23 protein-coding genes are annotated in these 20,548 nt (G+C 73.1%); 10 read left to right on the plus strand and 13 right to left on the minus strand.

Annotated features, from left to right (window positions below; all coding sequences use genetic code 11):
- Positions 1-242: 242 nt before the first annotated feature.
- From CXR44_RS09125 to chvE, 5 genes are all read right to left on the minus strand, one after another.
- Complete coding sequence (locus tag CXR44_RS09125) at positions 243-1,148, minus strand: cation diffusion facilitator family transporter (RefSeq protein WP_101784576.1); 906 nt, start codon at positions 1,146-1,148, stop codon at positions 243-245.
- On the minus strand, positions 1,148-1,561 hold the full coding sequence (locus tag CXR44_RS09130) for an ArsR/SmtB family transcription factor (protein ID WP_101784577.1): 414 nt from the start codon (positions 1,559-1,561) through the stop codon (positions 1,148-1,150). Before CXR44_RS09130 ends, CXR44_RS09125 begins: the two co-directional genes overlap by 1 nt.
- Before the next feature lie 325 nt (positions 1,562-1,886).
- Positions 1,887-3,152 carry a multiple monosaccharide ABC transporter permease gene (gene mmsB / locus CXR44_RS09135; RefSeq protein WP_101784579.1) on the minus strand — a complete coding sequence of 422 codons (1,266 nt, stop codon included), beginning with the start codon at positions 3,150-3,152 and terminating at the stop codon, positions 1,887-1,889.
- Positions 3,153-3,157: 5 nt separating this feature from the next.
- Positions 3,158-4,690, minus strand: coding sequence for a multiple monosaccharide ABC transporter ATP-binding protein (mmsA, locus tag CXR44_RS09140; RefSeq protein WP_101785328.1), 1,533 nt, complete (start codon positions 4,688-4,690; stop codon positions 3,158-3,160).
- A gap of 35 nt (positions 4,691-4,725) precedes the next feature.
- Complete coding sequence (gene chvE, locus CXR44_RS09145) at positions 4,726-5,853, minus strand: multiple monosaccharide ABC transporter substrate-binding protein (RefSeq protein WP_101784581.1); 1,128 nt, start codon at positions 5,851-5,853, stop codon at positions 4,726-4,728.
- A gap of 789 nt (positions 5,854-6,642) precedes the next feature.
- Here chvE and CXR44_RS09150 point away from each other — a divergent pair.
- Positions 6,643-6,846, plus strand: a complete 204-nt coding sequence (locus tag CXR44_RS09150; protein ID WP_101784583.1) for a cold-shock protein — start codon at positions 6,643-6,645, stop codon at positions 6,844-6,846.
- Positions 6,847-6,974: 128 nt separating this feature from the next.
- Here the strand turns inward: CXR44_RS09150 and CXR44_RS09155 are convergent, their stop codons facing one another.
- Entirely contained in the window at positions 6,975-7,715 is a 741-nt protein-coding gene (locus CXR44_RS09155) for an NAD(P)-dependent oxidoreductase (RefSeq protein WP_101784585.1), read from the minus strand.
- Between the two features lie 32 nt (positions 7,716-7,747).
- Positions 7,748-9,139: an MFS transporter gene (locus CXR44_RS09160; protein WP_101784587.1), complete on the minus strand. Its 1,392-nt coding sequence runs from the start codon at positions 9,137-9,139 to the stop codon at positions 7,748-7,750.
- A gap of 79 nt (positions 9,140-9,218) precedes the next feature.
- Here CXR44_RS09160 and CXR44_RS09165 point away from each other — a divergent pair, with 79 nt between their 5' ends.
- Positions 9,219-10,103 carry a LysR family transcriptional regulator gene (locus CXR44_RS09165; protein ID WP_101784589.1) on the plus strand — a complete coding sequence of 295 codons (885 nt, stop codon included), beginning with the start codon at positions 9,219-9,221 and terminating at the stop codon, positions 10,101-10,103.
- Between the two features lie 6 nt (positions 10,104-10,109).
- Here CXR44_RS09165 and CXR44_RS09170 read toward each other — a convergent pair whose 3' ends face one another.
- From CXR44_RS09170 to CXR44_RS09180, 3 genes are all read right to left on the minus strand, one after another.
- Positions 10,110-10,478 carry an STAS domain-containing protein gene (locus CXR44_RS09170; protein ID WP_219601716.1) on the minus strand — a complete coding sequence of 123 codons (369 nt, stop codon included), beginning with the start codon at positions 10,476-10,478 and terminating at the stop codon, positions 10,110-10,112.
- 108 nt (positions 10,479-10,586) lie between these two features.
- A complete protein-coding gene (locus CXR44_RS09175) occupies positions 10,587-11,795 on the minus strand; it encodes a sensor histidine kinase (protein WP_101784593.1) in 1,209 nt (402 codons plus the stop codon).
- Positions 11,792-12,448: a response regulator transcription factor gene (locus CXR44_RS09180; protein WP_101784595.1), complete on the minus strand. Its 657-nt coding sequence runs from the start codon at positions 12,446-12,448 to the stop codon at positions 11,792-11,794. Before CXR44_RS09180 ends, CXR44_RS09175 begins: the two co-directional genes overlap by 4 nt.
- Positions 12,449-12,599: 151 nt before the next feature.
- Here CXR44_RS09180 and CXR44_RS09185 point away from each other — a divergent pair, with 151 nt between their 5' ends.
- The 4 genes from CXR44_RS09185 to CXR44_RS09200 all read left to right on the plus strand — a co-directional run bounded on the left by CXR44_RS09185 (position 12,600) and on the right by CXR44_RS09200 (position 16,403).
- A complete protein-coding gene (locus tag CXR44_RS09185; protein WP_101784597.1) occupies positions 12,600-13,124 on the plus strand; it encodes a hypothetical protein in 525 nt (174 codons plus the stop codon).
- Positions 13,124-14,266: a peptidoglycan-binding protein gene (locus CXR44_RS09190; RefSeq protein WP_101784599.1), complete on the plus strand. Its 1,143-nt coding sequence runs from the start codon at positions 13,124-13,126 to the stop codon at positions 14,264-14,266. The genes CXR44_RS09185 and CXR44_RS09190 overlap by 1 nt, the downstream gene beginning before the upstream one ends.
- Before the next feature lie 5 nt (positions 14,267-14,271).
- Positions 14,272-15,090: an ABC transporter ATP-binding protein gene (locus tag CXR44_RS09195; protein WP_101784601.1), complete on the plus strand. Its 819-nt coding sequence runs from the start codon at positions 14,272-14,274 to the stop codon at positions 15,088-15,090.
- 137 nt (positions 15,091-15,227) lie between these two features.
- On the plus strand, positions 15,228-16,403 hold the full coding sequence (locus tag CXR44_RS09200; RefSeq protein ID WP_101785330.1) for an ABC transporter permease: 1,176 nt from the start codon (positions 15,228-15,230) through the stop codon (positions 16,401-16,403).
- A 47-nt stretch (positions 16,404-16,450) separates the two neighbouring features.
- On the opposite strand, the gene CXR44_RS09205 is transcribed toward CXR44_RS09200, so the two are convergent.
- Positions 16,451-18,148, minus strand: a complete 1,698-nt coding sequence (locus tag CXR44_RS09205; protein WP_180903264.1) for a glycoside hydrolase family 84 protein — start codon at positions 18,146-18,148, stop codon at positions 16,451-16,453.
- 216 nt (positions 18,149-18,364) lie between these two features.
- Between CXR44_RS09205 and CXR44_RS09210 the strand changes: the two genes are divergently transcribed.
- From CXR44_RS09210 to CXR44_RS09220, 4 genes are all read left to right on the plus strand, one after another.
- Positions 18,365-18,940, plus strand: a complete 576-nt coding sequence (locus CXR44_RS09210; RefSeq protein WP_245899006.1) for an endo-1,4-beta-xylanase — start codon at positions 18,365-18,367, stop codon at positions 18,938-18,940.
- Positions 18,937-19,149: a cellulose binding domain-containing protein gene (locus CXR44_RS40740; protein WP_245899081.1), complete on the plus strand. Its 213-nt coding sequence runs from the start codon at positions 18,937-18,939 to the stop codon at positions 19,147-19,149. Before CXR44_RS09210 ends, CXR44_RS40740 begins: the two co-directional genes overlap by 4 nt.
- Before the next feature lie 83 nt (positions 19,150-19,232).
- Positions 19,233-19,610, plus strand: a complete 378-nt coding sequence (locus CXR44_RS09215) for a VOC family protein (RefSeq protein WP_101784605.1) — start codon at positions 19,233-19,235, stop codon at positions 19,608-19,610.
- A gap of 12 nt (positions 19,611-19,622) precedes the next feature.
- Positions 19,623-19,994 (plus strand): VOC family protein, encoded by a 372-nt coding sequence (locus CXR44_RS09220; protein WP_101784607.1) that lies wholly within the window; start codon positions 19,623-19,625, stop codon positions 19,992-19,994.
- Positions 19,995-20,074: 80 nt separating this feature from the next.
- Here the strand turns inward: CXR44_RS09220 and CXR44_RS09225 are convergent, their stop codons facing one another.
- Positions 20,075-20,317, minus strand: coding sequence for a helix-turn-helix domain-containing protein (locus CXR44_RS09225; RefSeq protein WP_101784609.1), 243 nt, complete (start codon positions 20,315-20,317; stop codon positions 20,075-20,077).
- Positions 20,318-20,491, minus strand: a complete 174-nt coding sequence (locus CXR44_RS39325; protein WP_180903266.1) for a hypothetical protein — start codon at positions 20,489-20,491, stop codon at positions 20,318-20,320.
- Positions 20,492-20,548 lie beyond the last annotated feature (57 nt).

A 20,548-nucleotide genomic window follows, 5' to 3' on the forward strand; every position in this document is an offset into this window, starting at 1 on the left:
AGGGGGGTTCCTCCAGAGATGTAGACGCTGGACGGACCCGCATTCTGGTTGGGACGAAACCCTCTTGTCAGGGAAAATCGGATATTAATGTGACCCGCGGGGGCTATGGGGTGCCGTAATCTCCTCGTGACCTGGTCATTCGCTGACGGAAAATTTTCCGGACGATCGCGGCGTCCCGGACGGCGGTGGCCGCTCACCGCGACGGGCCTCACCGCGACGGGTCGCTCACCGCGACGGGTCGCTCACCAGTCGAGCTCGTCGCAACCCCGATGGTCGGCCGGCTCGACCTGAAGGGTCGCGTGCGCCACGCCGTGGTGGTCGCGCAGCACGTCGCGGGCCCGGTCCAGCACGGCGTGGTTGTCGGTGCGATCGGCCGTCACCAGATGGGCGGTGGCCACGTGCATGCCGGAGGTGAGCGTCCACAGGTGCAGGTCGTGCACGTCGCGGACCCCCTCGATGGCCGTCAGGTCGGCGGCCACGGCCGCGGGGTCCATCCCGTGGGGCACGTGCTGGCCCAGCACCGCGAACACCTGGCGACCGAGCGCCAGCGCCCGTACGGCGACGAACGCGCCGATGGCCAGGGCGATCAGCGTGTCCCAGATCGGGTCTCCGGTGGCGGCGACCAGCCAGCCGGCGACGATGACGCCGACCGAGCCGGCCGTGTCGGCCACGACCTCCATGTAGGCGCCCTTGACGTTCAGGCTGTCCTTGGCGCCCGCGCGCAGCATCAGCAGCGCCACGACGTTGACGGCCAGGCCGATGGCGCCGACGACGAGCATCGGACCCGAGGCGACCCGCGCCTCGGCGCCGATCCGGCCCACCGCCTCCGCCACCACGTACACCGCGACGCCCAGCATCATCACCACCGCCAGCAGCGAGGCGAACACCTCGGCCCGGTAGGACCCGTACGTCCGCCGGCCGGTCGGGTCGGGACGGACCGCGATCCGGGTGGCCACCAGCGCCGCGCCCAGGGTCACCACGTCGGCCGCCATGTGCCCGGCGTCCGACAGCAGGGCCAGCGATCCCGACAGCAGGCCGTACGCCAGCTCCACCACGAAGAAGCAGCCGACCAGCGCGAACGCCACCGCCAGCCGCCACCGGTGCCGGCCTCCGGCGTGCCCGTGCCCATGTCCGTGCCCGGCGCCCATCAGCGGCTCTCCTCGCCGTGTTCGGGACGCAGGGCGTGGGTGTGCTCGGTGTGGGCGACCGCGAGGTCCAGCAGCATGCGCACGTGCGCGTCCTCCAGCCGGTAGTACGCCATCCGCCCGGCCCGGCGCACCGACACCACCCGGTGCGCCCGCAGCAGCCGCAGCGCGTGGGAGACGGCCGACTCGCTCTGCCCGCTCACCGCCGCCAGGTCGCACACGCACAGCTCCCCGTCGAGCAGCGCCACCAGCAGCCGCAACCTGCCGGGATCGGACAGCAGCCCGAACACCTCGGCGGTGCCCCGCAGGTCCTCCGCGGCCGGCATCCGGTCGCGCACCGCGGCGACCCGCGGGGCGTCCACCACCCGGACGGCGCACCCGTCGATGGTCAGATGATTATCTGAAGACCCATTCATATGTACAAGATTAGTGCGCCCCGTCACCGCCCTGTCAACAGCCCCGCGAACCCCGGCCGCCGGAGGCTCCAGCCGTCCGAGGGCGCCCCCGGCGGCGTACGGATGCGGGCAGCCACCTCTCGCCGACCCCCGGATCGCGTACCGTCGGGCATGTCGCGTGGGGTCGAGGGCCGTCGCGCCGGTCGGCTCGCGCGTCAGGGGCCGTCGCGCCGGTCGGCTCGCGCGTCAGGGGCCGCCGCCGGAGGCGCGCCCGGCCGGTGCGGTCCGGGTGCGCGTCCGGCGGCGGCCCCTGACTGTGCGGGTGCCCCTGACGCCGTGGGGGAGGTCAGCGGGCCGCCGCGCCTGCCCGCCGCTTGGTCCACACGTCGAACGCGACCGCCGCGAGCAGGACGGCGCCCTTCACCAGCATGACCCGCTCGCTGGGCGAGCCGATCAGCGACATGCCGTTGTTGATCACGCCCATGATGAGGCCGCCGGTGATCGCGCCCACCACCTTGCCGACGCCGCCCTGCACGGCCGCGCCGCCGATGAACGCCGCCGCGATCGCGTCCAGCTCGAAGGAGTTGCCCGCCGTGGGCCCCGCCTGGTTGAGCCGGCCGGCGAAGATGATGCCGGCCAGCGAGGCCAGCACGCCCATGTTGACGAAGATCCAGAACACCACGGACTTGACCTTGACGCCCGACAGCACGGCCGCCTGCAGGTTGCCGCCGACCGCGTAGATCCGGCGGCCGAACACCGACCGGTTGGCCAGCAGCGAGTAGCCGAGCACCAGCGCGGCCAGCAGCACCAGCACCCACGGCAGGTTGCGGAACCGGGCAAGCTGCACCACCACGGCCATGATCAGGACGGCCGACGCCGCCAGTTTCAGCGCGAACATCGGCAGCGGGTCCACCGACTGGCCGTACCCGGCCCGCGCGGCCCGGGTGCGCCACTGCGCCGCCGCCATGCCGGCGATGGCGATCAGTCCGACCAGCAGGCTGAACAGGTCGGCGCCGCCCAGCGGGCCGAGGCCGACGTTGCCGAGGTAGCCGTCGGTGAAGCCGTTGGACAGCGTGCGCACCGCGTCGGGGAACGGGCCGATGCCCTGGTTGCCGAGCACGGTCAGGGTCAGCGCCCGGAACAGCAGCATGCCCGCCAGCGTGACGATGAACGAGGGGATGCCGAAGTAGGCGATCCAGAACCCCTGCCAGGCCCCGATCAGGCCGCCCACCACCATCGTGAGCAGCAGCGCGACGGGCCACGGCACCCCGTAGTTCACCATCAGCACGGCCGCCACCGCGCCCGTCACGGCGACCACGGAGCCCACGGACAGGTCGATGTGCCCGGCGATGATGATGAGGATCATGCCGATGGCGAGGATGAGGATGTAGGAGTTCTGGACGATGATGTTGGAGATGTTCTGCGGCTGCAACAGGGCGCCGTCGGTCAGCACCGAGAACAACAGGACGATCAGGGCGAAGGCGATGTAGATGCCGCTCTGCCTGATGTTGACGGACAGGGATCCGAGGTTCAGCCTGCCGGGCGGGCGCTGCTCCCCGGGCGTCCCGGCCGGGCCCACCTCGACGTTGGCGGGGGTCGTGCTGCTGCTCATGTGAGCTACTCCTGTCCGCTGGTCATGTGGTACATCAGCCGTTCCTGGGTCGCCTCACCGCGCGGCAGCTCGCCGGTGACGCGGCCCTGGGAGAGCGTGTAGATGCGGTCGCACAGCCCGAGCAGCTCCGGCAGCTCGGAGGAGATGACCAGCACCGCCTTGCCCTCGTCGGCCAACTGGTTGATGATCGTGTAGATCTCGTACTTGGCGCCCACGTCGATTCCGCGGGTCGGCTCGTCGAGGATGAGCACGTCGGGGTCGGCGTAGATCCACTTCGACAGCACGACCTTCTGCTGGTTGCCGCCGCTCAGCTTCCCGACGATGCTCTGCACGCCGGGCGCCTTGATGTTCATGCTGCGGCGGAACCCCTCGGCGACCCGATACTCCTCGTTCTCGTTCACCCAGCCGCGCCGGCTCAGCCGGGTGCCCAGGCCGACGGCCGAGATGTTGCGCTTGATGTCCTCGATCAGGTTGAGGCCGTACCGTTTGCGGTCCTCGGTGGCGTAGGCGATGCCGAGCCGGATGGCGTCCTGGACGTTGCGGATCTCCACCTGGCGGCCGTCCTTGTAGATCCGGCCGGAGATGCCGACGCCGTACGTGCGGCCGAAGACGCTCATCGCCAGCTCGGTCCGCCCGGCGCCCATGAGGCCCGCCAGTCCGACGATCTCACCCCTGCGCAGGGTGAGGTTCGCGCCGGAGACGACGCGCCGCTCGGGCTGGGAGGGGCTGTGGACCGTCCAGTCCTCGATCCGCAGCACCTCCTCGCCGATGCGCGGCTCGTGCGGGGGGAAGCGGTTGTCCAGGTCGCGGCCCACCATGCCGGAGATGATCCGGTCCTCCGTGACCTGGCCGCCCGCCATCTCCAGCGTCTCGATCGTGCGGCCGTCGCGCAGGATGGTGATGGAGTCGGAGATGTCGATGATCTCGTTCAGCTTGTGCGAGATGATCACACAGGTGATGCCCTCGTCGCGCAGACCGCGCAGCAGGTCGAGCAGGTGGGCGGAGTCCTGGTCGTTCAACGCCGCGGTCGGCTCGTCCAGGATGAGCAGCTTGACCTTCTTCGACAGCGCCTTGGCGATCTCCACGAGCTGCTGCTTGCCGACACCGATGTCGGCGATCTGGGTGACCGGGCTCTCCGCCAGGCCGACCCGCCGGATCAGCAGGGCGGCCTGGTGGTTGGTGCGGTTCCAGTCGATGAGCCCGCGCTCGGCCTGCTCGTTGCCGAGGAAGATGTTCTCGGCGATCGACAGCTGCGGGCACAGCGCGAGCTCCTGGTGGATGATGACGATCCCGGCGTCCTCGCTGTCCTTGATCCCGCCGAACCGGCACAGCTCGCCGTCGAACTCGATCTCCCCCTCGTAGGAGCCGTGCGGGTAGACCCCCGACAGCACCTTCATCAGGGTCGACTTGCCGGCGCCGTTCTCGCCGCAGATGGCGTGGATCTCGCCCCGGCGGACGGAGAGGTTCACCTCCTGGAGCGCGCGCACCCCGGGGAAGGTCTTGGTGATCCCCCGCATGTGCAGGATGGAATCGGTCATCTCCACTCTTCCTCCCGTACTCCTCCCGCAGCGGCTCAGCCGAGCTCGGCGGCCGCGTAGTAACCCGTGTCGACCAGGGCCTTCTGGTAGTTGGTCTTGTCGACGATCATCGGGTCGAGGAGGTAGGAGGGCACGACCTTGTTGCCGTTGTCGTAGTCCTTGGTGTTGTTCACCTCGGGCTTGCCGCCCTTGAGCACGCTGTCGGCCATGGTGACCGTGACCTTCGCCAGCTCGCGGGTGTCCTTGAAGATGGTCGAGTACTGCTCACCGGCGATGATCGACTTCACCGAGGCCAGCTCGGCGTCCTGGCCGGTCACGATGGGGTACGGCTGCTCGGAGGTGCCGTAGCCGTTGCTCTTGAGCGCCGACAGGATGCCGATGGACAGGCCGTCGTACGGCGACAGCACGCCGTCCACCTTGGAGTCGCCGGAGTAGGTCTTCGTGAGGATGTCCTCCATGCGCTTCTGCGCGGTGGCCGGGTCCCAGCGCAGGATGGCGACGGTCTTGAAGTCGGTCTGGCCGCTCTTGACCTTGAGCACGCCCTTGTCGATGTGCGGCTGCAGCACCGACATGGCGCCGTTGAAGAAGAACGTGGCGTTGTTGTCGTCGGGCGACCCGGCGAACAGCTCGATGTTGAACGGGCCCTTGGCGCTGCCCTCGGAGCCGTCGGCGGCCAGCACCTTGAGGCCCGTCAGCAGCGAGGTCGCCTGCTGGACGCCGACCTTGAAGTTGTCGAAGGTGGCGTAGTAGTCGACGTTCGGGCTGTTGCGGATCAGCCGGTCGTAGGAGATCACCGGGATCTTGTTGTCGGCGGCCTGCTGGAGCTGCGTGGTGATGGCGGTGCCGTCGATCGAGGCGACGATCAGTAGCTTGGCGCCCTTGGTGATCTGGTTCTCGATCTGGTTGACCTGCGTGGGGATGTCGTTCTCGGCGTACTGCAGGTCGACCTTGTAGCCCAGCTTCTCCAGGCCGGACTTGAGGTTCTCGCCGTCGCTGATCCAGCGTTCCGACGACCGCGTCGGCATGGTGACGCCCACCAGCGCGCCGCTGGTGTTGCCGGAGGCGGCTTCCTTGTCGATCGTCTTCTCACTCGATCCGCACGCCGCGACGGTGGCGGTGAGTGCGAGACCTGTGAGGGCCGTCGCGATCCGTCCGAATCTCATGAATTGTCTCCTTGCGGGGTGACATATGCGGATGCGATTCCTGTCGGCGCGGTGGGATGCCGCGGCAGCGTCGCCCCGGCGGCGGCGTCGCCCCCGGGCGCGCCGACTCGCCGGGCGTCGGAGGAACCGCCCTGTGATCAGGCAAGATGCGGCCTCGGACCCGTGTTCGCACCCGGGCCGGAGATGGGCTTGCGGAATGGTAAGCGACTCGGTGGCATGCGCTGACACCCTTCGCCCCGGACCGTTGGCCCGGCTGAGGACTTCTTGCCTAGGGCCACGAGTGTTATCGCTAACATTCCGCCTGTCAATGTCCCGGGATAACGTCTCGGAAACAGAGCGTTCACGACCCGGGCGATTCCGCTGGGAGCTTTGGGCCTGGTGGGGCGGGTCTGGACGGACCGTTCGTCACGGCCTGCCGTGCGTCCGGAGCGGCTCGCCCGGCGCGGACGCACGGCAGGCCGGGCGGCGGGCGGGTGGCAGGCCGAGGAGGCGACAGGCCGGGTGGCGGGGCGAGGGTGCGTGCAGGCCGGGTGGCGGGGCGAGGGTGCGTGCAGGCGGGTGGCGGGGCGGGCGGCGGGCGCCGCCCGGAGTGTCGTCGCCGGTTCGCCGCACGCGTTGTGGTAGCGTGGCGGCGTTGCAGTTTGGTACCCATGAACGTGTGCGCCTGACGGGATGTAACCCTCGGGCGCATTTTTGTTTTTGACCGGTCATGTCCGGATGGGCCAAGGCGGCGACGCGGGACCCGTGAGGTGCGGGTCCCGGACCTGCGCCTACTCAAGGGAGAACGACATGGCGACCGGCACCGTGAAGTGGTTCAACTCCGAAAAGGGCTTCGGCTTCATCGAGCAGGACGGCGGCGGCGAGGACGTGTTCGCGCACTACTCCAACATCGCCACCCGCGGCTTCCGCGAGCTGCACGAGGGCCAGAAGGTGTCCTTCGACATCACGCAGGGCCAGAAGGGCCCGCAGGCGGAGAACATCGTCCCCGCCTGACGTCCGAGGACGCGTGCGCGAGCCGGTGACCGCCAGGGTGCGGTCACCGGCTCGCGGGGTTCCACCGGCGGTCTCGCCGCCCGTGATCCCGGCTGCAGCCCTCGCCGGCGTCAGCGGGCCGCAGTGGCTCAGTACGCCACCGTGAACCTGGCCCGGTGGTGCCGGGGACGCTCGGCCTCGTCCAGCAGCGCCACCGCCAGGTCCGCCATGGAGATCGCCGACTCGCCCGCCGCGTCGACCAGCAACTCGTCGCCGCCCACCCGGTAGCGGCCGGTGCGGGCGCCCGGCTCCAGCCGCGCGGGCGGGCTCAGGTACGCCCAGTCCACCATGTCCGACCCCCGGACCGCCGCGAGCTGCGCCGCGCACGCCCGCGCGATCGGCTGGTACGCGGCCGGGCAGAGCCGCGGGTCGTCGATGAGGGCGCGACCCCCGGAGCCCGGCACGGTGAGGGTCGCGGCGCCGCCGACGAGCAGCAGCCGCACCCCGCTGCCGGCCAGCCCGGCCAGCAGCGCCTTGGCGGCCGTGACCAGCTCGTCCTCGCTGCCCGGAGCGGGCCGCGTCGCACTGATCACGAGATCCCGGCCGGCGCTCAGCTCCGCCACGTCGGCGACGTCGCAGACGTCCCCCGCCCGGACCACCACCCGGCCGCCCGCTCCCGTCGGGCCTGCGACACCGGGCCCGGTGGCCGCGCCTGCCGTGGCTGCCGCGCCTGGCGCGACTGGCGTGGCTGCCGTGCTCGCCGGGTTCTCCGGCATCTCGTACCGCTCAGGGTTGCGGGTCACGGCGGTGACCTCGTGGCCACGTGACAGCGCCTCGGCCACGACCTGGCTCCCCACGCCTCCGGTCGCTCCGAACACGGTGATGCGCATGTGCGTTCCTCTTCTCAAGACAAGTGATGAAGTCAGCGGGGCGCGGCGCTGGGACCGCGGACCCCTCGTCCGGCCGGCCGCCTGGGATCGAGGGCCGTCGCGCGGGCGGCCGCGCGACGCTCGGTGGCCCACAACGCGACCGTCCCCGCCGCGAGCACCGCGCCGAGCACCGACACCCCCGTCCAACCGGCGTGCGTCCACGCCAGGGCGGCGAGGGCCGAGCCCACCGCGCCGCCGGCGAAGTAGGACGTCATGAAGGCCGCGTTGACCCGGTTGCGGGCCTCGGGCCGCAGGGCGTACACGACGTTCTGGTTGGCGTTGAGCAGCGCCTGCTGGGCCAGGTCCAGCACGATCACGCCGATGACCAGCCACAGCAGGGACCGCGCGCCGAGGCCGATCGGCAGCCACGACGCCAGCATCAGGACGGTCCCGGCCGCGGTGACCTTGTGCACGTGGCCCCGGTCGGCCAGCCGCCCCGCGACGTTGGCGGCCACCGCGCCCGCCACCGCGGCCAGCCCGAACAGGCCGATCGCCGACTCCGTCCACCCGTACGACGGGCCGGCCAGCAGGAACGTCAGCGACGTCCACAGCACGCTGAACGACGCCAGCGCGAGAGCGGCGACGGCGGCCCGCCGGCGCAGCAGCGGCTCCGATCGCAGCAGCCCGAACGTCGAGCGCAGCAGCGCCGGATACGTCAGAGCGCCCCCACCCCGCCGCCCCGCAGAACCACCCACCGCGCCGTCCGGTGCACCGGCCACCTGGCCGTCCGCTGCGCCCGCCACCGGGCTGTCCGCCGCGCCGGCAACCGGGCCGCTCGCCGGGCCGTCCGCGCCGGTGCGCGTCGCCGTCTCGCCGCGCAGCTTCGGCAGGAAGATGCGCAGCAGGACGGCCATCACCGCCATCAGTCCCGCGTTCACCCAGTAGGCGGTCCGCCAGCCGCCCAGCTCGGCCAGCGCCCCCGACGCGGTGCGGGCCAGCATCAGCCCCAGCACCAGCCCGGTCATCACCGTGCCGACCACCCGGCCGCGCTCCGCCGGGTCGGCCAGCGTCGCCGCGAACGGCACCACCACCTGCGCGCCCACCGACGTCACCGCCGCCAGCGCCGTGCCCGCGAGCAGTGCCGCGCCGCTCGTGGCCGTGGCCGACACGAGGAGGAACACCGCCGTCGCCGCGTACAGCGTCACCGCCAGCCGCCGCCGCTCCACCAGGTCGCCGAGCGGCACCAGCAGCATCAGCCCCAGGGTGTAACCCACCTGCGCGGCGGTCACCACGAGCGCCACCACCGACGGCGGCATCCCCAGCTCCCGGCCGATCAGGTCGAGCAGCGGATGCGCCAGGTAGTTGCTCGCCACCGACATCCCGGTGGCCGTGGACATCAGCAGGAGCAGCCCCCGGGGCAGGCCGCGCGAGGTGTCAGGAGTCATGGCTCAACTGTGGCGCCGGCAGCATGCATGAGTCCAACATATGTTTGTCATTCCATCCATCGTGATTCACGATAGATCCGTGGACCTCCAGCAGATGCGCTACGTGGTCGCCGTCGCCGAGACGGCCAGTTTCACCCGCGCCGCGGAGCGCTGCCTCGTCGTGCAGTCCGCGCTCAGCCACCAGATCGCCCGCCTGGAGCGCGAGCTGGGCGCCAGGCTGTTCGAGCGGACCAGCCGCCGGGTCAGGCTCACCCCGGCCGGGGAGGCGTTCCTCCCGGCGGCCCGGCAGGCGCTCGACGCGGCCGACCGGGCCCGCGCCGAGGTGGCGGCCGCGGCGGGGGAGATCCGGGGCCGGCTGGCCATCGGCATCATCCCCACCGTCACCGCCGTGGACCTGCCCAGGACGTTGAAGGACTTCCACTCCGCCCACCCCCGCGTGCGGGTCAGCCTGCGCACCGGCACCAGCGAGGAGCTGACGAGCCGGGTGCGGCAGGGCGACCTCGACGTGGCGTTCCTCGGGCTGCCGCCGGGCACCCGGCCCACGGGCGTCCGGGCGCGCGAGCTGGCGCGCGGCGAGCTGGTCGCCGTGCTCGCCACGGACCACCCGCTCGCCGCGGCCGGCGGCGTTGACCTGCGCCGGCTGGCCGAGGAGACGTTCGTCGACTTCCCGGCGGGCACCGCGGGGCGCGCCCAGTCGGACGAGGCGTTCCAGGCGGCGGGCGTCCGGCGGGAGGTGGCCTTCGAGGCGACGGCCGTCGACTTCATGGCGCGCCTGGTGAGGGAGGGGCTCGGCATCGCCATGCTGCCGGCGGCGTTCGTGCGGGAGGTGCCCGGCCTGGCGGTGCTGCGGGTGCGCGACGCACCCGGGCGGGTGGAGTATCTCGTCTGGAGCCCGGCGCGGCCCGGCCCGGCCGCCGCGGCCTTCCTCACCGCCCTCGGCTTCGCCCCGGACGCCGGCCCGTGAGGGGCGTCACGCGCCGAGCAGCTCCCGGACGGCGTCGGCGGCCGTCTCGCGGATCTCGAAGCGCTTGGTCAGCCCCGTCATGGTGAACAGCCGCGTCATGCGGGCCCGCACGCCGCTGAGCAGCACCCGCCCGCCGGCCGCCTCGGCTCCGTTCATGGCCGAGATGAGAACGCTCAGCCCCGTGGAGTCGCAGAAGTCGACGCCCTCCAGGTGGATGACGACGCGCGGCGGCTCGGGGCCGGTGACCGCGTCGGCCAGCGCCTGGCGCAGCTCTGCGGCCGTGGCGATGTCGAGTTCGCCCGCGAGGCTCACGACGGTCGCCCCGTCGTGCCGGGTGATGACCGAGGAGAAACCGGTCCGCCTCGCATCGTTCACGTGCACATTCCTCCCGACGTCGGCGACATGGCGCCGCATGGCGCACCTCGCCCGTACATGCCGACAGGACATGATTGCATAGCGTAAGCGACACGTGCGACCTCGCTCTCACCCGGACAGAGCAGGGAGCGTGACGGTCACGACCAGCCCGCCGCCCTCGCGGGGCCGGGCCGTGACGTCTCCGCCGTGCGCCCGCGCCACCGACCGGACGATCGACAGGCCCAGCCCGGCGCTGCGCCCGGTGACCATGCGCTCCTCACCCAGCCGGTGGAACGGCTTGAACAGCGCCGCGATCTCGTACGGCGGCACGGCTGGGCCGCTGTTGGACACCTCCACCTCGGCCCCTCCTCCCGGCGAGGTCCGGCTGGCCACCCGCACCCAGCCGGCCCCGTCGCCGGTGTTGTGCCGGATGCCGTTCTCGACCAGGTTGTGCACCATGCGCTCGAGCAGCATCGCGTCGCCTCCGGCCGGCGCCGGGAAGGCCGCCTCGTGCACGATGACCCGGGCCTGCTCGGCCTCCGGGGCCGCCTGAGCCACCACGTGCGCCACCACGTCGGCCAGGTCCACCGGCGACCGGTCGCCGATCTCGTGGTCGGCGCGGGCCAGCAGCAGCAGCCCCGAGATGAGCCGCTCGTGCCGGGCGTTGATCTCCAGCAGGCTCTCCCCGAGGCGCTTGACGTCGGCCGAGGCGGACGTGCGGTGCATGGCCAGCTCGACCAGCGCCCGGTTGAGCGTCAACGGGGTGCGCAGCTCGTGGGAGGCGTTGGCGACGAACCTGCGCTGCCCGTCGAAGGAGTGGTCGAGCCGTTCCACCATGGTGTCGAACGTGTCGGCCAGCTCCTTCACCTCGTCCACCGGCCCGCGCAGCGCGATGCGCTCGTGCAGGCCGCGGTCGGCGGCCGGGGCGGCGGCGATGCGCCGGGCCGTCGCGGTCACCAGGCGCAGCGGCGCGAGCATCCGTCCGGCCACCACCCAGCCGAGCGCGGCGGCGACGACGCCGACCACGCCCAGGGCGACGGCCCCCTGGGTGAGCAGCGACGTCACGGCCGCCTCGCGGAGTTCGGCCTCCTGCGCCTGCAGCCAGTGCAGCGCGTCGTCGCCCTGCAGCATGTACCCGCCGGGCGAGACGATGGCGAGCCGGGTCGGCCTGTCGCCGGCCACGCCGTACCGGGAGCCGAACGACTGCGCGAGCTGCTGGTTGAACAGCAGGTACGTGACGGCGAGCAGGGTCAGCCCGGCGAGCAGGAACAACGCCCCGTACACGAGCGTGAGCCGGGCCCGCAGCGTGGGGTGCGAGGCGCGGAAGAGCTGCCTCATGGAATCCGGTACCCCGCACCCGGCACCGTCAGCACCACCGCGGGCTCGCCGAGCTTGCGGCGCAGCTTGAGCACGGTCAGGCGGACCACGCCGGTGAACGGGTCGGCGTTCTCGTCCCACGCCTTCTCCAGCAGCGCCTCGGCCGACACCACCGCCCCTTCGGCCCGCAACAGCTCGGTCAGCACGGCGAACTCCTTCTTCGACAGCGGCACGTACCTGCCGTCCCTGAACACCTCGCGGCGCGCGGGATCGAGCGTGATCCCGGCCCGCCGCAGCACCGGCGGCGCCGCGGGCCGCGCCCGCCGCCCCAGTGCCAGCACCCGCGCGGCCAGCTCGGCGAACGCGAACGGCTTGGCGAGGTAGTCGTCGGCGCCCAGCGCCAGCCCCGCCACCCGGTCGCCGACCTCCGCGGCGGCCGTCAACATGAGCACCCGCGCGGTCGAGTCCGAGGCGACCAGCTCGCGGCACACCTCGTCGCCGTGCACCACGGGAAGATCCCGGTCGAGGACGACCACGTCGTAGTCGTTGACCGCGATCCGCTCCAGCGCCGCCGCGCCGTCGTGCGCGGTGTCGACCGCGTGCGTCTCCTCGCGCAGCCACTCGGCTATCGCGTCGGCGAGCACGCGCTCGTCCTCCACCACCAGAACCCGCATCCCCGTCCTTCCTCGCGTACCGCGCCGATCCTGACGCAGCCGCCGTTTCGCCGGCGTTAGCGCGGACGGAAACAGCCGGGAAACCGCCCGTCCGCTTGCATCGGTCGCCGTACGGCCGGCACGGGTCCGGCCCCGGACGAGGAGAGCGCACATGCGGAACACATCGAGACGAGGGCGGGTCCTCGGCACGGTATCGACACTGGCCCTGGCCGCCGCCCTGACCCTGGCCGGATGCGGCGCGGACGACGGCGGCGGCTCCGACGTCGCGTCGGCCACCGGCGGCGGCCCGTCGGCCACCGGCAGCGCCGCGCCGAGCCTGAGCAACGACGAGAAGGCGGTGAAGTTCGCGCAGTGCATGCGCGAGAACGGCATCGACATGGCCGACCCGCAACCGGGCAAGGGCATCATGGTCTCCGCCGCGCCCGGCAGCAAGGCGACCATGGACAAGGCCATGGCGGCGTGCAAGCAGTGGCAGCCGATGGGCGGCGACGGGCCGGGCGCGCAGCAGAACGCCGAGCGGATGCGCGCACTCGCCCAGTGCATGCGCGACAACGGCGTGCCCGACTTCCCCGACCCGGAGCCGGGCGGCGGCCTGCGCGTCACCGGGAAGATCGCCGGGGATCCCGACTTCGAGGCGGCCCAGCAGAAGTGCCGGCTGAACGCGGGAGGCTCCTGATGGGCCGCCCCACCCTCGGCGACCCGCCCGCCGCCGGCACCGAACCGCCCCTGCCCCGGCCACGCCGCCGCCGGGGCCGGAAGGCGGCGGTCCTGCTCACCGCCGTCGCCCTCACCGGGGTGGCCGCCGTGACCGTGACCGGCACCGGCCTGCTGGAGGGCGGCGGGGCCGCCCCGGCGACGGCCGCCCTGCCACCCGCCACCGCCCGGATCAGCCGGCAGACGCTCGACGACACCCGTGACGTGGACGGCGAGCTCGGCTACGGCCCCGCCACCACGGCGGTGAGCCGGAAGCCCGGCACGATCACCTGGCTGCCCGCCGGCGGCGCCCGGGTCACCCGCGGCAGGTCGCTCTACCGCGTCGACAACGACCCGGTCGTGCTCATGTACGGCTCCACGCCCGCCTACCGCGACCTGCGGATCGGGGTGGAGGGCCGCGACGTCGAGAGCCTGGAGCGCAACCTGCGCAAGCTCGGCTACGACGGGTTCACCGTGGACGACACCTACTCCGCGGCCACCGCCGAGGCCGTCATGGACTGGCAGGACGACCGGGGCCTCGACCAGACCGGCGTCGTCGAGCTGGGCCGCGTCGTCTTCGCCGACGGGGCCGTCCGTGTGGAGACCCTGGAGGCCCAGGCCGGCCAGCCCACCGCCCCCGGCCGTCCGGTCCTGTCCTACACCGGCACCGAGAAGGTCGTCACCGTCCGGCTGGACGCGGAGGACCAGCGGATGGCGGCCAAGGGAGCCAAGGTCACCGTCACCCTGCCCGACGGCGGGCGCTCGTCCGGCAGGGTGACGGAGGTGGCCACCGTCATCGAGCCCGGCGACGGCCCCGACGCGGAGCCGCTGACGAGGCTGGAGGCGCTCGTCGCCCTCACGGGCGGCAAGGCCGCGCGCGCGGCGGTCGCGCGGTTCGACCAGGCCGCCGTGGACGTCACCTTCACCGCCGCCCGGCGCGAGGACGTGCTCACCGTGCCGGTCGCCGCGCTGGTCGCGCTGCGCGAGGGCGGCTTCGGCGTCGAGGTCGTCGAGGGCGGCTCCACGAGGTACGTCCCGGTGGAGACCGGCCTGTTCGCCGGCGGCCGCGTCGAGATCAGCGGAGCCGGCCTCGCGGCGGGCATGACGGTGGGGGTACCCAGGTGACGCCCATGATCGCCATGTCCGAGGTCACCAGGGCCTACCCCGGCGGCGTGGTCGCGCTGGCGGGGGTGTCGCTGGAGATCGGGCGGGGCGAGCTGGTCGCCATCGTCGGCCCGTCGGGGTCCGGCAAGTCGACCATGCTCAACACCATCGGCACGCTCGACCGGCCCACGTCCGGGACCGTCCGTGTCGACGGCTACGACGTCTCCACCTTGACCGACAGGGCCCTGTCGGCGCTGCGGGCCACCCGGATCGGGTTCGTCTTCCAGCACTTCCACCTGGCCGCCAAGGTGCCCGCCGTGGACAACGTCGCCGACGGCCTGCTCTACAGCGGCCTGCCCCGGTCCGAGCGGCGGAGTCGCGCCGTCGCCGCGCTGCACCGGGTGGGCCTCGGCCACCGGCTCGACCACGAGCCGCACGAGCTGTCCGGGGGAGAGCGGCAACGGGTCGCCATCGCGCGGGCCGTGGCTGGTGACCCGCCGCTGCTGCTGGCCGACGAGCCGACGGGCGCCCTGGACTCCGTCTCGGGCGCCGGGGTGATGGACCTGCTGCACGACCTGAACGCCGCCGGCACCACCATCGTGATCATCACCCACGACCGGGAGATCGCCGCCGGGCTGCCCCGCCAGGTGCGCATGCGCGACGGCCACGTCATCGCCGACACCCGCACCGACGCCGACACGGGCGCCGACACGGGCGCCGACACGGGCGCCGACACGGGCGCCGACACGGGCGCCGACACGGGCGCCGATACCGTCGCCGGCGGTGGCGGCCCGGCCGCCCCTTCGGACGGGCCGGTCGTGGCCGTCGCGACGGGGGAGGCGTGATGGCCGGGGCCGAGCACGTCCAGACCGAGCACGTCCAGACCGAGCACGTCCAGACCGAGCACGTCCAGACCGAGCACGCCCGGAGCACCCACGCCGTGAGCCGGCACGCCGACCGGCCGCCGCCCGTCCCGGCCCGGATGCCGCCGCGGGACGTGCTGCGGGTCGGGGCGGTGGGCCTGCGCACCCGGCCGCTGCGCGCGTTCCTGTCCGCGCTCGGCATCGCGATCGGCATCGCCGCCATGATCGGTGTGGTCGGTATCTCCTCCTCGTCGGGAGCCGAGCTGGACCGTACGCTCTCCGCGCTGGGCACCAACCTGCTCACCGTCTCCGCAGGCCGCACCCTGCTCGGAGAGGAGGCCAAGATGCCGTTGGACGCCGAGGCGATGATCGAGCGGATCGGCCCCGTCGAGGACGTCTCCGCCGTCGGCCACGTCTCCGACGCCAAGGTGTACCGGAGCGAGGAGATCCCCCGCGCCCAGACCGGCGGCATCTCCGTCTACGCCGCCCGGCTCGACCTGCTCGCCACCGTCGGCGCGGCGCGGCGCAGCGGCACCTGGCTGAACGCGGCCACCCACCGCCACCCGGCCGTCGTACTCGGCTCCACGGCCGCCGCGCGGCTCGGCGTGGCCGCCGCCGGTCCCGACACCCAGGTGGTCGTCGGCGGGCGCAGGTTCACGGTCGTCGGGGTGCTCGCCCCGGTGCCGCTGGCCGCCGAGCTGGACACGGCCGCCCTCGTGGGCTGGCCCGTCGCCGAGGCCGTCCTCGGCTTCGACGGGCACCCGACGACCCTTTACACCCGGTCCGCCGAGGCGCGGCTGGAGGCCGTCCGGCAGGTGCTGGCGGCGACGGCGAACCCGCAGGCGCCGAACGAGGTCGAGGTGTCGCGCCCGTCCGACGCGCTGGCCGCCAAGCAGGCCACCAGTCAGGCGTTCACCGGGCTGCTCCTGGGCGTCGGCGCGGTGGCGCTGCTCGTCGGCGGCGTCGGCGTGGCCAACACCATGGTCATCTCGGTGCTGGAGCGGCGGCCGGAGATCGGGCTGCGCCGCTCGCTCGGGGCCACGCGCGGGCAGATCCGCACGCAGTTCCTCGCCGAGTCGCTGCTGCTGTCCGCGCTGGGCGGCGCCGGCGGGGTGCTGCTCGGCACGGCCGTCACGGCCGGGTACGCGCTCTACCAGGGGTGGCCGGCCGTGGTACCCGCCTGGGCGACCGGCGGAGGCCTGGCCGCCACCCTCGCCATCGGCGCGGTCGCCGGCCTCTACCCGGCCGTCCGCGCCGCCCGACTGTCCCCGACCGAGGCCCTCGCCGCGCCGTGAGCGCCTTCCCCTTCCCTCCCGCGCCCTCAGGGGGGAAGGGTCGGGCGTCAGGCGCCGTCGGCCCGCTCCAGGACGGCTCGGGCGAACGGCGGGAGCACGCCGCGCAGCACGTTCGCCTCGTGCCCCTCGGCGCGGGCCAGCGCCGCCCGCAGGCCGAGGGCGTACCGCTCCCGCGCGGCGTCCCCGGCCTCGGTGGCCGCCAGCAGGTCGAGCGCGGCCAGCCCGGCGGCGGCCATGTCCCGGCCCGCCGCGACCCACGGCCGCAGCTCGGCGCCCAGCCGCCCCGGCACGTCGGCGGGCAGCCCGGCGAGCCGCCCCAGCTCCTCCCGCAGCCGGTCCAGCGCGGGCCGGAGGGGGCCGCGCTCGTCCAGGGCCGTGGCGCACAGGGCCGACAGGGCCGGGCTCTGGTCGGCGCTCGGCGGCCACGACGAGCACACCGCGATCAGCGGCTCCAGTTCGGCGGCGCCCCGCGTGAGACGCACGGCCCGCCGGTGGGCGGCCGCCTGGTCGTATCCCGCGGGGTGCCAGGCGTAGTCGGCCACGGTCGCGAGGGCGAGCTGCGAGGCGGCCGCCTCCACCATCGGGTTGGCCGTGATCCCGGCGAGCGGCACCGCGTCGAGGCCGGTGGCGCGCCCCGTCAGCGGGCCGAGGAAGACCCGGTGCGGGTCGAAGTCGTTGACCGGGAAGTTGTCCCACAGCGTCACCCGGTGCCCGTAGGAGGCCGCGGCGGCGCGGATCTCGTCGGCGGTGACCGCGCCCACGACCACGTCCCTGCCGGTCCACCAGACGAGCACGTTCGGCGGCAGCTCGTCGGCGAGCCGGTCGCGGTAGGGGGTGCGGCCCGTGCCGGCGTAGTCGGTGGGCACCATGGTCAGGGGGCGTTCGGCGCCCCGCGCGGCGAGGAACGTCTCGGCGAAGTCGCGGCAGACGGCGGCGTGCGCGCTCGCCACCGCGCCCGGCGAGGCGCCGAAGAGCGCCCGGTCGCGGTCGTGCGGCAGCTCCGGCGGGATGTCGTCGAACAGCAGCGCGAACTCCCGTACGCCCGCGTCCCACACCTGGGCGGCCTTGGCGCGCAGCGCGGACCGCTCGGCCGGGTCGCCGTAGACCATCGACAGGCCCGGGCTCAGCGCGAACACGAACCGCACGTGCCGGACCGCCGCCTCGCCGGCCAGCTCGGCCAGCCGGGCGAGGTCGGCCTCGGGGTACGGCTCGCGCCAGCGCTCCCGGTGGTACGGGTCGTCCTTGGGGGCGTACACGTAGGTGTTGAGCTTGTGGCGGGCCGAGAAGCGCAGGTGCGCGAGCCGGTCGGCGTGGGTCCACGGCCGGCCGTAGAAGCCCTCGATCGTGCCGCGCGTCGGCAGCTCCGGCCAGTCGCGCACCTCGGCGGCGGGCAGGCACAGCCGGTGCCGCTCGCAGGGGGCGCAGGCCAGGGCCAGCAGCGTCTGCGCGCCGTAGAAGGCGCCGGCCGGGTCGGCTCCCGTGACGCGGACGCCGTCGCCCACGGAGACGGTCAGGGCGTAGCCCTCCGGCGGCAGCCCGCGGCCCTGCTCGACGTCGACCCGCACCGGGACGAGGGACGTCGCCGCGTCACCGGGGGCGTCCAGGGCGGCGAGGCCGTCGCGCAGCGCCGCGACGGCGGTGGCGGTGCCGTCGCCGCCGGTGACGGCCCAGCGGCCGAGCTCCAGGTGGGAGCCGTCGGCGGTCGCCTTGCGCGGGGCCGGGTTGACCCAGTCCAGGACGTTCATCGGGGGCACGATACAGGGTGTTGCCGGGCGCCTTACCCGCGCTTTGCGGGTGTCGAAAGCGCTCTGTGAAACTTTCATATTGTACCCGATAGTTTCAGCATCACGAGACCGCCGAGCGGGTCCGGCTGTTGACGTGTCCACCCAGCATGCCTACGGTCCGGATGAGCCCGAGAGCGGGCCGAAAGTTTCAGAGAACGCACGTGGAGGTGGACGCCTGTGCCCCCGCACGACCGCTCCCGCACCAGAACCCTCGCGCTGACCGCCCTCTTCGGGCTGCTGGCCGCATTCCTCCTGCCGGCCACTCCCGCCGCCGCCTCGGCGGCGTTGCGCGAGCACGCCGCCGCGCGCGGCAAGTTCATCGGCACCGCACTGGCCACCGGCCCCCTCGCGAACGAGAGCGCCTACCGCGACCTCGCCGCCACCGAGTTCAACCAGATCACCGCCGAGAACGCCATGAAGTGGGACGCCACCGAGCCCAGCCAGGGCCGGTTCACCTTCGACGGCGCCGACGCCGTCGTCCGCTTCGCCGCCGCCAACGGCCAGCAGGTCCACGGCCACACCCTCGTCTGGCACAGCCAGACGCCCGGCTGGGTGCAGAGCCTCGGCGCCACCGCCATGCGCGCCGCCATGCGGGAGCACATCGCGCAGGTCGTCGGCCGCTATGCCGCCGACCCCGCCGTCGTCTCCTGGGACGTCGTCAACGAGGTCTTCGACGACAGCGGCAACCTGCGCACCTCCTTCTGGTACAACACGCTCGTGTCACCGTCACCAACACCGGCGCCGCCGCGCTGAACGGCTGGACGGTCACCTTCACGCTGCCACCCGGCCACGCCGTCACCGGCTCCTGGAACGCCACCCTCAGCACCAGCGGGCAGACCGTCACCGCCCGCAACGCCCCCTACAACGCCGCCCTCCCGCCGGGCGGCGCCACCACGTTCGGCTTCCAGGCCGGCCGTCCCGGCGGCGACACGGCGACCCCGTCCGGCTACGCCTGCGGGTGAAAAAATCCGCCTCCCGGGCGATGAGTTCGAGGCCGCCGCCGAGTCAGGACAGGTGACACCATCTCATCGCCTCGGGAGGCATCATGAGAAGACCCGCCCTGGACGGCATGCTGCTCGCCAGCGCCGACCCCGAACGGCTGAGCCGCTGGTACGCCGCGGCCCTCGACCCGGAGGCCGACACCGTGGCCGGCGACTACCGGGTGTTCACGTTCGGCGGCTTCCACCTCATCGTCGACACCCGCTCCGACATCTCGGACAAGAACCCTGAGCCCGGCCGGTTCATCCTCAACTTCGACGTGGCGGACGCCCGCGCCGTGGTCGACCGGATGAACGGGCTGGGCGTGTCGTGGCTGGCGGAGCTGGAGGACCGTGACGGCAGCCTGTTCGCCACCGCGATCGACCCTGACGGCAACTACGTCCAGATCATCCAGCTCAGCGAGGAACACCGCGCGGCCATGTGAGAGGAGGCGACCATGCTCGGTTCGGTCAAGGCGTACAGCGGCTTCTCCGTCGACGACATCGAGGCGGCCAGGGCGTTCTACGAGCAGACGCTCGGCCTGACGGTGTCGGTGGCGAACGGCATGCTGACCCTGCACATCGCGGGCGGCCGGGACATCCTGGTCTACCCGAAGGACGACCACGTGCCGGCCACGTACACCGTCCTCAACTTCCCGGTGGACGACATCGGCAAGGCGGTGGACGAGCTGGCGGCGCGCGGGGTGCGCTTCGAGCGCTACCCGCAGCTGGAGACGGACGAGCGGGGCATCTTCCACGGCGGCGGCCCGCTCATCGCCTGGTTCACCGACCCGGCGGGCAACGTCCTGTCGGTCCTGCAGGAGCCGTAGGAGACGGGGGCCGCCCGCCCCGCCCTCGCTCGCCCGCACGGCTGGGCCGGGCGGGGCGGGGCGGGGCGGGCGCCAGGCCGTCACGGACCGGCCGGCGGGTCCTCGGCGTAGCGCAGCAGGTCGCCCGGCTGGCACTCGAGCACCTCGCACAGCCGCGTCAGGGTGGAGAACCGGATGGCCTTGCCCTTGCCGGTCTTGAGGATCGACAGGTTGGCGATCGTCACCTCCACCCGGTGCGACAGCTCGGTCAGCGTCATGCCGCGCCGGGCGAGCAGCTCGTCGAGCCGGACCTCGATCCGTCCGTTGAGTTCGCCCGGCGGCACTCAGACGGTCCTTTCGAGCTCGTCCACCATGACCAGGCCACGCCCGACCACCTCGGCCACTACGAACGCCCCCACTCCCATCAGCGGGCCGGCGACCGGACTGACGGCGTCGCCGAGTGCCACCCTGGCATCGACGACCGTCATCCAGGCCGCGACGGCGAGGGTGAGGCTCACCGTAACATCGAAAATCGATAAAAGTACATCCGTGTTCGTGAGGTGTGGCCGTCCGTT

The organism is Nonomuraea indica, assembly GCF_002850745.1.
In the GTDB taxonomy this organism is placed as follows: domain Bacteria; phylum Actinomycetota; class Actinomycetes; order Streptosporangiales; family Streptosporangiaceae; genus Nonomuraea; species Nonomuraea indica.